The sequence below is a fragment of the Roseibium sp. HPY-6 genome (genome assembly GCF_040530035.1).
Taxonomy (GTDB): Bacteria; Pseudomonadota; Alphaproteobacteria; order Rhizobiales; family Stappiaceae; genus Roseibium.
This window is the reverse complement of record NZ_JBEWCD010000002.1, coordinates 1666370-1680790: the sequence shown is the minus strand read 5'-3', so window position 1 is coordinate 1680790 and position 14421 is coordinate 1666370. Positions and strand designations below refer to the sequence as shown.

The following is a 14421-nucleotide window of genomic DNA, read 5'->3' as shown; positions in this document are numbered from 1 at the left end:
AGCGTTGTGCCTCAGCCGGCGCGCAGCCTGCCCATGAAAGCATCGATTTCCTTTTGCAAGACGCCGGCACGATCGTTCAGATTGTTCGCGACCAGCATGACCTGCGCACTGGTTTCATCTGTCTTCGTGCTTGCGTTGCTGACCGCCTCGGCGCTGCCGCTGACATCCTGCGTGGCGGATGACGCCATCGTCGCGTTTTCGGCGATTTCCTGCGTCGCGATCCGCTGCTGCGATGCCGCAGCCGCAATCGCCGACGCATTGTCACTGATCTCCTGCACCTGTGCCGTCATTTTCTCGACCGCATCGACGGACACTTTGGAGGCGTTCTGGATGCTTTCGATCTGCGTGTTGATTTCCTCCGTGGCGCGCGACGTCTGCTCGGCAAGCTGCTTGACTTCCGAAGCAACAACCGCGAAACCGCGCCCGGCGTCTCCCGCTCGTGCGGCTTCAATCGTCGCGTTGAGCGCCAGCAGGTTGGTCTGTTCGGCGATTGCCTGAATGAGGCTTGTGACTTCAGCAACCTTGGAGACAACGTCGCTGAGTTCTCGCGCCGATTCGGCTGCCTTGCCCGCTTCGTTGACGGTTGCCTGGGTCAGGTCGGATGTTCCGGCAATCTGCTCGGCAACATCGGCAATGCTGGAGGACAGTTCTTCGACCGCTGCGGCAACGGTCTGCACATTGGTGTTGGCGTTGCCCGCCGACTGCTTTACGCCGTCCGCCTGACCATTGGTCTCCTGAGCCAGCACCTTCATGTCGGATGCATTGGTTTTCAGGTTCTGCGCTTCTGAAAGAACATTATCAACGATACCGACGACGCTTTTTTCAAAATCCTCGACGACGCGTTTCAGGTCTTCTTCCCGCTGCTGCCGGTTCTCGCGTTCAGACGCCAGGTTCTGTTCCTCAAGGGCGCGATTGTCGATCAGGTTGGACTTGAAAATATCCACGGCCCTGGCAACCGAGCCCAATTCATCGGTGCGCTCGCGGAACGGAACATCAACTTCCTCGTTTCCGGCCGCCAGATCGGTCATCACGTCCGTAAGCCTGGAAAGCGGTCTCAAGATCCGGAAGAAAACCACATACGCCACAGCAGAGCCGATCAGGACCAGCAGGACGAACATGGTGGCGCCGAAGACAGGTCCCTGGTCAGCCAGTTCCCCTACGTCGTCCAAAATCTGGCGCTGGCTGGCGTAAGCCGCTTCACCGAAACTGGTTAGCATATGTTGCAGACCGGCCAACGCAGGACCGTCGCTGATCTTGACGATCTTGTCGATTTCGGTTGCGCTCTTTCCTTCACTTGCGAGACGCTCGACGGTTTTGGTTGCCTCGGTGTAGCTGTCTATCATGTCTTCAATGTCGTTCAGCGCGGCCATCTGCTCACCTGACAGAGGCTGCTTTCGAAACGAGGCAATCGCTTCTCTTGAGGCATCCGCTGCGCTGAAGATCTTTTCCTGCCTGGCGTGGTCCTTTCGCAGGACATAATTCTTGAACTGATGGATCATGCCGCCGTAGCCGAGATGATCGCGCAGGGCGACGAGGCTGGTCGCCGCATCATCGCCCGTCCTGTTTTCGCGCAGCGCCGTGAAGAGCACATCAATGGCGGCGAGAGCCGGGCCGTCGTCGATCTTCACCTGCTTGTCTATCTCTTCCGGCGTCAGCCCGGACCTGTGAAGAGCCACGGCCTGCTCGGTCGCGTCACTATACTGGTCGATCACACGCTCGAGATCGCTGAGCGCAGTGATTTCGCGCGGCGAAAGACTGGTCTCGCGAATGACGTCGAGTGCCAGCTTAGCGCCGCCGACTGCGATCCGGATCTTGGCGACCCGTTGATCGTCTCCCCGCAGGACATAGTTCTTGAAGTGGTGGATAACCCCGCCGTAGCCAAGCTTCACGACGGCAAGTTCAAGCCCCCGCGCACGCCTTGAATTTTGCTCCGTCGACGTAATCCACGCCTGTTCAATCTGCTTCAGCTGCGTTGACCCTGTGAACAGGATCCCAACCAGCAACGCACTTAGCAGAAAGACCGCCCCGACGAGGATCACAGCGATGTTTTTCAAGGACATTTGTCTCACCCAACAATTACAGGTTTAAAGTGGGTCCAAATTTCCGGCAAAGACATAACAAAAACTAAACAAATTCCACGATTTAACCATTCAAAAGCCAAATAGGTAGCATCCCTTACATGACTTCTTGTAGTTTTGATTTAACGAATTGTAGTTAATTTCAAGAGCAGTCAGTATTATTTACAAGAAACGGAATATTACCACTTAATTACTGTCCGGCACGGCCAATCTGACGGGACTGGATCCAGCACTCTCCCCCCCCCCAAGATCGCCACCGCGCTGTACCGGCCCGATCAAAAACGGTCCCGGCTCTCCAGCCGCAGAAACACGCGGCGGCCCATCCAAAGTCCGAAAACGAGAAGGAAAAACGCCAAGGTCGGCCCGAAAGGTGCAGCGACAAAAGCGACTGCGAGAATACCGGCAATGGCGAATGATGCCTGGATGAGAAAGCGGATCATATGTGCCCGCATTGCGTGTTTCCCTGGTCAGCGTTCCCAACGGCCCGGACATGCCGTGGACATGTCCTTGCAATACCGCAGTGTATTTAGGACAGTGCCCGTAGTTCAACATGTCACCTTATGCGAGATGATCATGCTTCTGAAACCATCCGGTCTTTTCCTGCTCGTGTGTGCGCTTCTGGCACCATCCGCCTTTGCACAGGATGCTATTCAGAAAGGATTGGGTGAGACAATCTACGTTCCGGCCTATTCACGGATCTTTTCGCATCCCAACCGCTCTGATCTGCTTGCCGCAACGCTCGCCGTTCACAATGTCGATCCGGAGGCGCCGCTCACACTCACACAGGTCGACTATCACGACGAGAACGGAACACTTCTGCGCAGCCTTCTGGAAAGTCCGCTGGAACTCGCCCCGTTGCAATCCAAAACCGTTCTTATTCCAATCAACGACACAACCGGCGGCGTCGGAGCCAATTTTATCGTGGTCTGGACAGCAAATGCACCGGTCCTGAGCCCGATCGCGGAAGCGATCATGACCAGCGGCAGCGGCGGCCCGGGCCCGTCCTTTGTCTCAAGGGGCCGGGTGATCAAGCGGCAATCGCTGTAAACGCTGGTAGCATTCAGCCGAGGCTGGGCACTTCATCACCCTCGTCTGCGCCCACTCAAAAAGACACAAGCACTGCCAGACCGTCTTAGCTTGAAATGCGTTCGATATTCGCGCCGCAGCGTGTCAGCTTGTCTTCCAGCCGTTCGAACCCGCGGTCGAGGTGATAGACCCTGTTGACCGTCGTCTCGCCCTCGGCAACCAGGCCGGCAATCACCAGAGAAACAGACGCCCTGAGGTCTGTCGCCATGACAGGTGCGCCGCGCAGTGTCGGGACGCCCTCGATTGTCGCGGTCCGGCCATCCACCTGGATCTGCGCCCCGAGCCGGGCCAGTTCCTGGACGTGCATGAAGCGGTTTTCAAAAATCGTCTCGGTGATCCGGCTTGTCCCGCTGGCCTTGGTCATCAGCGCCATGAACTGGGCCTGAAGATCGGTCGGGAAACCGGGAAACGGTTCTGTAGAAACATCCACAGCCTGAATGCCATTGCCGTTTCGGTAAACCTTCAGTCCTTCGGCAGTCTGGGTGATATCCGCCCCTGTCTGGCGGAGCGTATCCAGCGCTGTTTCCAGGAGGTCCGAACGTCCGCCCTGCAAGAGGACGTCACCGCCCGTCATGGCAACGGCCATCGCGTAGGTGCCGGTCTCGATCCGGTCCGGAACAACGGCATGGTGTGCACCGTGCAGCCGCGGCACGCCCTGGATCCGGATGGTCGAGGTGCCCTCGCCTTCGATCCTGGCGCCCATGGCCTTGAGGCAAAGGGCAAGATCCACCACTTCGGGTTCACGCGCGGCGTTGACAAGCTCCGTTTCACCGTCTGCAAGCGTGGCTGCCATCATGATCGTGTGTGTTGCGCCGACCGACACCTTCGGGAATTCGACACGTGCGCCCTTCAGACCACCAGGAGCCCTGACCACAACGTAACCGCCCTCGATTTCGATATCGGCGCCGAGCGCCGCAAGCCCGTCGATGAAGAAATCGACCGGACGCGTGCCGATGGCGCAGCCACCTGGCAGAGACACGCGGGCTTCGTGCATGCGTGCGACCAGAGGCCCGATGACCCAGAAACTGGCACGCATCTTGGACACCAGCTCATAGGGCGCTGTCGTATCGACAATTTCCCGTGCGGTGAGGTTCAGCGTCTGGCCGGCAAGCTGATCCTGACCGTTGCGTTTGCCGTTCACGGAATAATCAACGCCATGGTTGGACAGGATCTGCATCAGCTGCGCAACGTCGCGCAGGCGCGGGACATTCGAGAGCGTCAGGGTCTCATCGGTCAGCAGCGAGGCAATCATCAGCGGGAGAGTCGCGTTCTTAGCGCCCGAAATCGGAATGACACCCTTGAGTTCGGCGCCGCCGACGACCTTGATACTGTCCATATGTAAACCCCAAACCCGGGGCCGCGTCCTTGCGGCCGTCCCATCGAAGAAATGCACATCAAACTTGCGGTCTACACACAAGTTGTGACCCATGCAAGGCAAGGCGATGCCACTCAGACGGCGATTTCAGGGCACCGCGCTTGCCCGCGAAGCCTGTCCCTGCTTTCTCAGTCCTTCTGACGGGTCTTCGCAGCACTCTTGCGGCGGCGCAGATTTGCCCTCAAGGCCTCGGCCAGCCGGTCTTCCCTTGACGGCGCCGATGCCTTTTGACCGCCATTGCGCTGATTGTTGTCCGCGCACTCGTCATCCTTGCGAAGCTCCTGGCTTTTATGTTCTTTTTCGCTCATCATCGCGCCGTAGGCCTTGTCGAAAGTCTCGCCGTTTTACCAAGCACGTGCCCGGCTGAAAAGCCGGTCGTGCCTCGTTGCGCAAGAAACCGGTGCCGGCCGCGATGCCGGCCCTGAAACCTGACACTAGCAAACGCGCACCGCCGCCGTTTCTGCGCCACTGGTTCCCGCAACCGAGACACGCTATCCACAGCCCCCTTTTTTCCGGGAAATGCCCGCTAAAATCGTGCCCGATCATGCGACGAAAATTCCACGTCCCGTTCATGGGGAAGCATGCCAAAAAAACCGATTCACCGCTTGCGTCCCAATGGCTCTTGTGGCACAAGCCCCCTCATTCCGGTCGGCGACGCTGATCGGCACCGCGCACACGTCTCAAAAACAGCTTGTAAAATAGCCGGTTCGACGTCAGATGCGCCTCGGGTAACACCCGCTCGCTGCCGTAGCTCAGGGGTAGAGCACTCCCTTGGTAAGGGAGAGGTCGAGAGTTCAAATCTCTCCGGCAGCACCATCGTTTCCCAGTGGAAGCAACAAAAAAATAGTCTCTCCGCTCATCAAAAGAAGAGCTAACCATCGTCGGCGAGCACGACTCTTTGGCGATTGACCTGATGAGCCAAACACCTCTCCACGGGATCCCTATGAGTCCCTGTGGGCCTCCCGTGTTGCGAGCGCTCGATAGACTGTCGCTTTGGATAACCCGGTCTTGGTCATAATCTCTGGCACCGTGCGCTCATCCTTCTCACGCATCGCTCTGATGTCAGCGATCACCTCGGGTGTAAGCGCGGCCTTCCGTCCAAACTTTGTCCCTTTGGCCTTAGCCTTGGCGATGCCGTCCATCTGACGTTCCTTGCGGATGTTGCTCTCGAACTCCGCAAACACAGCCAACATACCGAGGAAGGCCTTCCCGGCTGCATCCCGAGTGTCGATTGACTGATCGAGCACTCTGATGGACACTCCCTTGTCCTCAAGCTCCCTGACAATCCTCAGGAGGTCTTCAGCACTACGTGCAAGCCGGTCGATCCGCGAATTCACCATGGTGTCGCCCTCACGCAGGTACTCAAGGCACTGCTTTAGTGCAAGACGGTTCGCATCGACACCCGAACGCTTCTCCTCGAAAAGCTTGTCGACGCCGATACACTCAAGCTTCTCCTTCTGTACATCCAATGACTGGCCCAGAGTGGAAACTCGTGCATACCCTACCAACGCCATTCTCATAACTCTTCAGATAAATCGAGAATATCTTTATGAGACATGTCAATAGTTAGTCTCAGAACCTATCCTTTGTGAGTATGTTTGAGAGTGCGTTTTACGCGTCTCGAAAGCCCTCAGGCGAGGTAGCACTTTGCACTGCAACTTCGTCAAGTCTTCTCTTGCACTCATCCAACGCTGCAGCATCTCTCACGATAGTTACATCTGCCATTTTTTGTTCTAGACAGCGTTTCTCAATTTGCAGATCGAAATAGTCTTTGCGCTCAATCTTCGCCAAGAATTTTTCTGCGTCCGCCCATCGACCTTGGACAACTGCGTGTCTGGCTTGTAGTTGTAGAGCGTCGTAGCCTCGGCTTACTGAGTTTGCATACTCGACGGTTGCGGGTAAAAGAGAAGGGTCGCCATCTTCAATTCGTATGGCGCATTCCATAAGCTGGCAGCTAAATAAGTTTACTTTAGGCGCCTTTTTCGCGTCAGCCACTTGTTCCATAGCTAGTGTTAATCTCATTTCTCGAAGAAATTTTCCTGCATTGAACAAAGGTATTTCACCGTATTCATCTTTGCGGGATTCCAACATCTCTTCAATCGCGGAAGCTTCATCAAAAAGCCGCAGCCCTCTTAGTGCCCGGATTTTCAGAATGAGAAGGCCACTTTCTCGTTGTAACTGATGGCTTGTTAAATCACCTAGTACATCCAGTGCATAAGAAAACTTCCGTTCTCTGATGTAAGCTCGAACCAACAACCTTGTATTGCGGAGTTTGAAATGTTTAGAGGAAAGGGCAGTTTTCAGGTTTTGGATAGCCTTTTCATTGTTCTTTTCTACGTGGAATGCGTAACTGCCTTTCAGGTAGTAAACTGCAGGTAAAGCATTGCTTTCCATGTATGCAATTATGTCTTCTGGGTAGATTCCTGCGCGTATCGCGCTATCCCCGCCTGTAAACAGAATTTGCTCGACTGCGTCGTCCGAAACACGCATCTCCATAGCCAACTTGGCCATTTTGTATATTGCCTCAAACCCTTCACGATTTTTCTGTAAATTAGATCTCAGTCTGTCAAACTGAGTAGCAACGATGGCTAAGAGCGATGAGCTAGTTAGCAGTACGATTAATTCATTTGGGATTTCACCTGCCTCTTCGACAGTAGCAATCAACAGAGCTGTGATGAGTTGAGAGTCCGCTTCACCTGCCTCGATGTCTTCCTCAATTTGCCTTTTCACTTTACTTAACAATGGTGCACTCACTGATTGGAGGTCACGGCGAGAGTGCGTTCCAACAATATCGGGACAACCAAAAAATTCTGCATCGACTGTTTGAACCAAAGAGAAATCAATTAGTTCCATAACTTCTTGCGAGAGTGTTTTCTTATCTACTTTCAAGACACTCTCAAGTGTTCTAAAAGACAGCTTTGGGAAGACCCCAAGTAGTGCGAGTACTTGAAGCTGCGTTTCGCTTACTAATGACCCACTGAAAATGTTGCGAAGAGCTCTGCTTTGGAACGCAACTATTGGGTCCGGATTAGCGACTAATAGATCTGTATTTCTGCCTGAATTAATCAGAAAAGCTGTGTAGTGCGCGGTTGCGGCATGCCCATTAATCAAAGATGAGACACCCGAGGCTTTCTGCGCATCGTAGTATCTTGACTCGATAAGCTCATGCAGAATTATCTGTACATCCGTCTCACTAAGCTCTTCGACCTGAAATTGTTCGACATTCGGTCGAGATGCGATCTCTTCATCAGGCAGCCGGCGATTTGAAACAAAAACTGTGCGGAGACCCGATTGCTTTTTCGTAAATTCGAAGAAGTGGTCAAGCCACGGCTTTAGATGCCTGCTCCTATCTCTGAGACCCCAACGTGTTTTAAATACAATAGGTTGGTTCAATTCAGACCAGTGAGCAACTTGATTTGCGATTATCTCTGCTTGCTCATTTGGACTGAGAGGTGAGAATGCTTCAATTTGTCTTGATAGTTCGCCTTTGTCCATCAAGCCATCAATGTCTTGCTTCAATGCGATATAGAAATCTACCGCCTCCGCCATGTCGGGAAGATCAAAAATGGGTCCTGCACTCCGCATGTTTGAGAAGGACTTTTTGATAATTTCTTTGGCAATTGTCGTCCTTCCCATCCCAACGATACCCGACAGGACAATGTGCTGTATTGGGTGGCCAGTTTTGGGAATAGCTTGGATAGTTGCGAGATGTACTTTGTTGAGTATCTCTTCCCGACCAACTACTTTTGTTTTCAGTTTTAGAGAAGAGTCAACAGCGTTTTGCTGCAAGTAAATGATGGTTCGCGCAATATCTGACGCACTGTGTGCTTCAGATGTCGTCATGAATGATTTCAACCAATCGGGCAATGAGTGATAGGTTGCTCCACCGATAGGGCACACTAGAACTCTGCTGTTATAAGTAGATGCGTTGTGGAATTCGGCTAGTTTTGTCTCAAATTCGACCCAAGTGTTTCTTGTATTGGGGGAATGGAATAGTACAAACAAGCTGCTTAAGCCCACGCCTGATTTCATTGCGTCAATAAAATCTTGACCTGGGTTTATCGTTTTGATGTCGTAAAATGCACTTGATGCATCAAGTTTCTTGTAAATTGTTTCAACAAAGGCCTTATCTGCGCTGGCATGAGATAAGAATATGGTCCCGGAGAAATTTGACATGTTTTTACTGCTCAATTCGTGGGTGCCGAGTATTGACAACAACGAATAGTTGCTGGGAAATCAGGCAACTGCAACACAAAAAGGTGCTACAGTCCAATGACTGCAAACACTGAACACAGTTTGTAGATTTCATTGCCAAGGCTTCCCAAGCTATGTCCTCGAACCTTAGTTGTCTATCAAATTCAGTTTCAGCTTTTCTAGCCAAGTTTTCCAGAATGAAACTTCGAAAGCGGCAGGGAGTTGAAGGTGGCAGCCGAAGTACAAGATCGCTTCATCAAGAGGTCACAAATTACGATCAGCGCCTTGAGAAACCTGAGCAGTAGGGAAGACGCCTTTGTATCCCCAGCTGTAACAGAGAGCCTACGAAGCCCCTCGCGACAGGGATCAGATTTGGAAGCGTTTCATGCGGCTAGGGTTGGCTCGAAACCCTCCACCAATGGCGGAACTAGTTTATCACTGAAATATATGATCTCTCGACCAGTAGTTTTCTTGCCTGCGCTGTAGTGCAGTGAATAGCTAACTGGGCTAAATTCTCCGTAAATTTCACGAATCTGCGGAACGTCATCATATGAAACGACCCACAATCCGTTTCGGGAATTAAGAAGCATATCATGTATGTTCTCATGATCCTGATGATTGTAGAAATTCCTGTATAATTTACTACCTTTTACATAGTATGGAGGATCTAAATACAAAAAAGTATCCTTAGATTCCAGTTTCTTCTTTGTGAAGTTCAAAGCATCAGAATTTGTTACATCAATCTTATAACTAAAACACTTTAAATTCTCGATATTTTTTATCTGCTGGTCCTTATTCAACCTTACATCTAGTTTCCAAGCCCCGGCTTGCTCATATCCACCGATTGGACCTGCACCCTCAATTATTCCTGATCTGTTCGTACGATTCAAAAAAAACGCAGCAAAACCAAGCGACAATGGACATGAGAGATCTCGCGACTCCCAAACTGACTTTTGGCGATACCACTCTTCAATTGTTATAGGTGTCCGTTGGATTAATTCACAAAAGTCGTCTGGACGACGAAGAACCGAGTGCCAAAAAGCAAAAATGCTTTCGTCGATATCATTGAGTGCGACACTGTCGATGAAACCTGAGGATAGCAGTTTTAGCGCCAGCCCAGCGCCTCCTGCATAGGGTTCACAATAAGTCTTTGAAAACAACGAATTACACTTAATCGTCTCTGTGAAGAAATGAAAAAGTTTCGCCTTCCCACCTGGATACCTTAGTGGAGAGGTAAGCATTCAAATGTTCCTCATTACAAACTGGTCAACACAATCGCGAGCGGCCATTAAACGCAACGCATTTGGCACCACTGTAGCGTGGGCACCCAGATTAACATAGTCGAGATGATTCTTCTTGAATTCCTTCAATATCTTTCGGTCATCTACACCAAGCTGCACAGTATTACCCAAGCAAATATCCAGAGCCGTCTCGAGACTTAGAAGATTTCTCTTTGGATTAGCCCCTTGATCCTCGATGATTGTTTTCAATATCGCCTCAATAGTGCTTCGCAATAATGCGGTTGCGGAAGCTGGAAGCTTGTTAGCATTGATTGCCTTACACTCTTTCATCAGTTGTTTTAGTAGAAGATTATTCGCTGTGACGGGATAGTTGAAAAGGGCACCTGCTGTCAGCTTTGGTGCTTTTGGCTTTTCTGAACTTTTGTCACCCGGTTTTTGGTTGTTTTCCGATTGGCTCTTATCGTCCGCGCCAGGACTTCCATTAGACCCGTCAGCACCGCTCTGAGCTGTATCGTCGGATTCCGGTTTGGCACCCGGATAGTCAGAAAACACATCCTTATAAGACGAAGTAGCTCCAAAACCTTTTTCAGAGCTAATTACAAGCTTTTTCACTAGATGCCTGAACTTCGCCTTTGCTTCTTCGTCTTCAAAATTAATCGCATGATTCACACGGTCCAGTTCTATCCCTATTGCCGATCTGTGACCGGTGCCTTGGAGGAATCGGACGGGTGGGTTAAACTCGACTGCAGGATCAGTGAGGATTTGCTTTTCCGCCGGCGTCCAGTCGAACTTGAGAGCTGCAAGGTAGAGCTTGTATTCAAGAATGAGATCGTTTATTTGACCCTTCTTTCGATCAAATGCAGTTGCGAGCTGCGCGATGCTCTTTCCTCCCTTCCATTCGTCATAGACCGCTTTTCTGCTACCCAAATAACCCCACTTACTCTTATCCCCCAGACCAAAATGCGCAGCAGCCATTATCGGGAGAAGAGCATCGCGCGAGGGCGCTATGGTGCAATCAACGCTTAGCAATTCGTCCCGTATCGGCCCGGGTAAATGCGGCACCGCGCTAGCATAATGCTCAGGTGGCTTCAGTTGTCCGGTTAGGAGCTTGTATGCTGCGATCCGCGTATTACCCTCGACAACCACATACTCTTTGCCAGATTTTACAATGTAAGGCCGCTCTGCTCCTTGGTTCCTACCTTCGGTAGCAATTTTTTTGAGGAATGCGGAAAGCGCCTCATGCTCAAACAAATATTCGACAATTGCTTCTTGGGACTTCAAGTGCTCAAGAGTGACAATTCTGGGGTTCTTCTCGTCCAATTTGATAAGTGATAGAGCTATACGCTCATATTTGAACTTTGCGAACAACTTGCGCCTCCCGAACCTTACGCTCGTCACTAGACATCAAAAGACATTTAGTTGCAAGACGGTTGCATTCATGCGCAGTGCGCCTTCTGGTTAATTTGGGTTTTGAAATAGTACTCCAAGCGGCAAAGCTCTTGCGAACAGCATTGGCATGATTGAAAGGCGAAACTGCTAGCTTCACATCGACATACAAATCTGCAAGACTAAGTGACTTAGCTGGTCCCCAGTGGTGGTACACAGGGCAATCAGGACAAAGAAAAAAACTGTTTGAAATCAAGTCGGTATGACTGCCAAATCCTGAGTTCAAATCTCTCCGGCCGCACCATAAAATCCCGCATGAATTTCTTTCTTGGGCGCGCGCAATGAATTTGCGCTTCTTTCAAGAGTTGCGAGGAAACCGCTCCCCCAAGCGACAATTTCTTTGAATGTCGCAGACAGGTTCATCGCGGCTTAATCCAAGCACTTGAACCGGGATGCAAATTCGGAAGCGTTCGTCATCTCCTCCGGATTATTCAACGGAGCTTTGGCTTCGCGGAAGCTTACAGTGTTTCCCGCTCGAACAGCTTTTGAGCCATGACGCCAACGCGGGTCTCCACGGCTTCCAGCGCGTCGAGGATCAGGTCTTCGCGGAAGCGGCGTCCGACGATCTGGACGGCGACCGGGAGTCCGTCGTGTATGCGGGGGGAGACGATGCCTGCCGGAAGGCCCATGTAGTTCATGGCGAAGGACCAGATCCCGCATCCGAGCACTTCCATGATGCCGTCCTTTCCTTCCGCATCCCGGTTCCAGGAGTAGGTCGGAGATGGCAGAAACGGGGTCAAAACAATCGGATAGTGTTCCAGGAGAAGGTTCCACTGGCGTATGAAAAAGGACCGCCTTGCCATCTGGCGCAGCAGTTCCTCTTTCTCAAAGGGCGGAAAGAGTTCAAAATACTCGTCGAACATCCGATTGATTTCGCTGCTGCCATGCCTGCGAATATCGTCCAGCATCAGGACGCTGACCTCACCCATCAAGGCGCGGTAGCCCGTTTCGCCAATCTCGCTGATGTCGGGCGTCTCGACTTCAACGACCTCATATCCGGCATCCACCAGGCAATCGCGTGCTGTTTCAAGGGCCTGAACAATCGCCGGATGGACATCAAACTGATAGGTGTTTTTGGTGAAGCCGACCCTTATCGGTTTTTCCAATGCAGGGCCCTCAAACAGCACCGGGGCCTGCCAGGGATCGTTCGGGTCATAGGCTATCACGGACTTCATCGCGAGACGGACGTCGCGCACCTCGCGGCAAATGACGCCCTGTACCGACATCAGCTGTGCGAGCAGGCCGCGCTCCGCACTCTGCGAAGGGTTCCATGCAGGCGTACGTCCAAGCCCCGGCTTGACGGTGACCGCACCTGTTGCCGCAGAGGGAAAGCGCAAGGATCCGCCAATGTCATTGCCATGTGCGATCGGGCCCATCCCGCTCATTACGGCGGTCGACGCGCCTCCGGACGAACCGCCGGAGGAAGCCCAGTCATTCCAGGGATTGAAGGTGCGCCCGTGCAATTCGTTGGTCGTCGTCGCACGGAAGGAGAATTCGGGTGTGTTCGTCCGGCCGATGACCACGGCACCGGCGTCGGTCAGGTTTTTGACAAACGGCGCATCTGCAGGCGCGACAATGTCGTTGAATGCCTTGACGCCGTTCGAGGTTGATTTGCCCTTCTGGTCGACATTGATCTTGATGGTAACCGGCACACCGTGGAGTGGTCCGACCGGACCGGATTCCTTGAGCACAGCGTCAAGACCGCTTGCACGCTCAATCGCCTCGTCCCCCAGATCGTCGACCACGGCGTTGAGATGCCCGTTCACCTCACGCATGCGGGCCACCGTCGCGGTCACGGCGACCTCGGCCGTGACATCGTGATTTGCAACCCGATCCGCGAGTTCGCTCGCGCTCCATTGCCAGATTGGTTTTTCTGCCATGTGTCAGGGGTCCTTTTGCATGCAAACAGCATGCTCAGTGGTCAGCGAGAAATCATGAACGCTATCCTTTTGGTCTTATAGCAGTCGACCGGCAACAACAATGCGGATGGTGCTGTGGTGCATCACTCCTGCCGCGAACGGCAGCGTCTTTCCTTTGAATTTTCCCTTTTCGTCAAAGCGAATCCAGACCGGTCGCGCCTCCGCTTTCATCTCTGTGTTTGCAACACATCTTCAACTTCTCGGCTGGTCGGAAATCGCGCGTCCCCGGTTCGTGACACGAACAGTGCCGCGGCCGCGTTTGAAAACTCAACGGCCTCCGGCTCGTTGAGCCCCTTCGCCAATGCAAAGGCAAAGGCACCGTGCCAGACATCCCCGGCTCCCAACGTATCCAGGGGTGTCACGCGCGGTGGGGTAAACCGGCTTCCATCGTGAAGCTCCACGTCTTCCGCCCCGCGTGTCACGCACACCCAGAATTGGTTTTGCGCTGCAATCTCGGCCAGCGATGTGCCCTCAAAATCAGCCAACCCCTGCTCGGAAAGTGCAAGATGGCTGACCAACGGCAACAGATCGCGCGGCACGGGAGCCTCGCCGTCCAGGACCGAGGGCTTCCCCTCCCTTTGCGCCTGCTGAAAGAGCCTTCTCACCAGATTTTGGCAGCGGGTGTCCACCAGGACCGCGTCATAATCCGGGAGATCGGCCATCAACTCTATTTCGAGCAATCGATCCGACCTTTGATTGACGATGGTGCGCTCTCCGTCCGCGGTGACGAACACCGCTGAGTGAGCTGTGGTCTCTCCCTTAAGAGTTTGAACAAGCGTGTCATCAATCCCACGAAGTGCCATTTGGCCGCGAAGAAACTGACCAAACAGATCGTCTCCAATCGCTCCTGCCAAACGTGCCGTGCCGCCCAGTTTTGAAACTGTCGTTGCTGCCAGCAATGCGCCGCCACCGGGCTGGAGCCGTGCGGTGCGCGCCCTCACTTTGCTGCCTTCCTCCGGAAAGGCCTCCAGGTCGTATACCGCGTCCACAGTTATCAATCCCGCACAGATGACGGCTGGCATCAAGGATCCTCCAAGTCCAATCTGTAACATGTTAGTCTATACATAATTAAAATGTCATGT

General features: G+C 52.7%; 11 protein-coding genes and 1 tRNA gene. 2 read left to right on the top strand and 10 right to left on the bottom strand.

The window, feature by feature from the left end:
- Positions 1–11: 11 nt before the first annotated feature.
- On the bottom strand, positions 12–2060 hold the full coding sequence (locus ABVF61_RS19015; protein WP_353995105.1) for a methyl-accepting chemotaxis protein: 2049 nt from the start codon (positions 2058–2060) through the stop codon (positions 12–14).
- 293 nt (positions 2061–2353) lie between these two features.
- Positions 2354–2530, bottom strand: a complete 177-nt coding sequence (locus ABVF61_RS19010; protein WP_353995104.1) for a hypothetical protein — start codon at positions 2528–2530, stop codon at positions 2354–2356.
- Between the two features lie 121 nt (positions 2531–2651).
- Here ABVF61_RS19010 and ABVF61_RS19005 point away from each other — a divergent pair, with 121 nt between their 5' ends.
- Complete coding sequence (locus tag ABVF61_RS19005; protein ID WP_353995103.1) at positions 2652–3125, top strand: DUF3124 domain-containing protein; 474 nt, start codon at positions 2652–2654, stop codon at positions 3123–3125.
- A gap of 85 nt (positions 3126–3210) precedes the next feature.
- Here the strand turns inward: ABVF61_RS19005 and murA are convergent, their stop codons facing one another.
- Both murA and ABVF61_RS18995 read right to left on the bottom strand, forming a co-directional pair.
- Positions 3211–4500: a UDP-N-acetylglucosamine 1-carboxyvinyltransferase gene (murA, locus tag ABVF61_RS19000; protein ID WP_353995102.1), complete on the bottom strand. Its 1290-nt coding sequence runs from the start codon at positions 4498–4500 to the stop codon at positions 3211–3213.
- Between the two features lie 167 nt (positions 4501–4667).
- Positions 4668–4847, bottom strand: a complete 180-nt coding sequence (locus tag ABVF61_RS18995; protein ID WP_353995101.1) for a hypothetical protein — start codon at positions 4845–4847, stop codon at positions 4668–4670.
- Positions 4848–5280: 433 nt separating this feature from the next.
- Here ABVF61_RS18995 and ABVF61_RS18990 point away from each other — a divergent pair.
- A tRNA-Thr gene (locus ABVF61_RS18990) sits at positions 5281–5355 on the top strand.
- A 125-nt stretch (positions 5356–5480) separates the two neighbouring features.
- Here the strand turns inward: ABVF61_RS18990 and ABVF61_RS18985 are convergent.
- The 6 genes from ABVF61_RS18985 to ABVF61_RS18960 all read right to left on the bottom strand — a co-directional run bounded on the left by ABVF61_RS18985 (position 5481) and on the right by ABVF61_RS18960 (position 14361).
- Positions 5481–6053: a recombinase family protein gene (locus ABVF61_RS18985; protein ID WP_353995100.1), complete on the bottom strand. Its 573-nt coding sequence runs from the start codon at positions 6051–6053 to the stop codon at positions 5481–5483.
- Positions 6054–6150: 97 nt separating this feature from the next.
- Positions 6151–8715: a toll/interleukin-1 receptor domain-containing protein gene (locus ABVF61_RS18980; protein ID WP_353995099.1), complete on the bottom strand. Its 2565-nt coding sequence runs from the start codon at positions 8713–8715 to the stop codon at positions 6151–6153.
- 401 nt (positions 8716–9116) lie between these two features.
- Positions 9117–9974, bottom strand: coding sequence for a DNA adenine methylase (locus ABVF61_RS18975; RefSeq protein WP_353995098.1), 858 nt, complete (start codon positions 9972–9974; stop codon positions 9117–9119).
- Positions 9975–11342, bottom strand: a complete 1368-nt coding sequence (locus tag ABVF61_RS18970) for a hypothetical protein (protein WP_353995097.1) — start codon at positions 11340–11342, stop codon at positions 9975–9977.
- A 536-nt stretch (positions 11343–11878) separates the two neighbouring features.
- Positions 11879–13300, bottom strand: coding sequence for an amidase family protein (locus ABVF61_RS18965; protein ID WP_353995096.1), 1422 nt, complete (start codon positions 13298–13300; stop codon positions 11879–11881).
- 206 nt (positions 13301–13506) lie between these two features.
- Positions 13507–14361, bottom strand: a complete 855-nt coding sequence (locus ABVF61_RS18960) for a carbohydrate kinase family protein (protein WP_353995095.1) — start codon at positions 14359–14361, stop codon at positions 13507–13509.
- Between the last annotated feature and the right edge of the window lie 60 nt (positions 14362–14421).

Bases quoted from the DNA above. Each gene is read 5' to 3' on its own strand.
- ABVF61_RS18975 (WP_353995098.1), bottom strand. From the start codon at position 9,974: ATGCTTACCTCTCCACTAAGGTATCCAGGTGGGAAGGCGAAACTTTTT.
- ABVF61_RS18985 (WP_353995100.1), bottom strand. From the start codon at position 6,053: ATGGCGTTGGTAGGGTATGCACGAGTTTCCACTCTGGGCCAGTCATTG.
- ABVF61_RS18965 (WP_353995096.1), bottom strand. From the start codon at position 13,300: ATGGCAGAAAAACCAATCTGGCAATGGAGCGCGAGCGAACTCGCGGAT.
- ABVF61_RS19010 (WP_353995104.1), bottom strand. From the start codon at position 2,530: ATGCGGGCACATATGATCCGCTTTCTCATCCAGGCATCATTCGCCATT.
- ABVF61_RS19015 (WP_353995105.1), bottom strand. From the start codon at position 2,060: ATGTCCTTGAAAAACATCGCTGTGATCCTCGTCGGGGCGGTCTTTCTG.
- ABVF61_RS18995 (WP_353995101.1), bottom strand. From the start codon at position 4,847: ATGAGCGAAAAAGAACATAAAAGCCAGGAGCTTCGCAAGGATGACGAG.
- ABVF61_RS18980 (WP_353995099.1), bottom strand. From the start codon at position 8,715: ATGTCAAATTTCTCCGGGACCATATTCTTATCTCATGCCAGCGCAGAT.
- murA (WP_353995102.1), bottom strand. From the start codon at position 4,500: ATGGACAGTATCAAGGTCGTCGGCGGCGCCGAACTCAAGGGTGTCATT.
- ABVF61_RS18960 (WP_353995095.1), bottom strand. From the start codon at position 14,361: ATGCCAGCCGTCATCTGTGCGGGATTGATAACTGTGGACGCGGTATAC.
- ABVF61_RS19005 (WP_353995103.1), top strand. From the start codon at position 2,652: ATGCTTCTGAAACCATCCGGTCTTTTCCTGCTCGTGTGTGCGCTTCTG.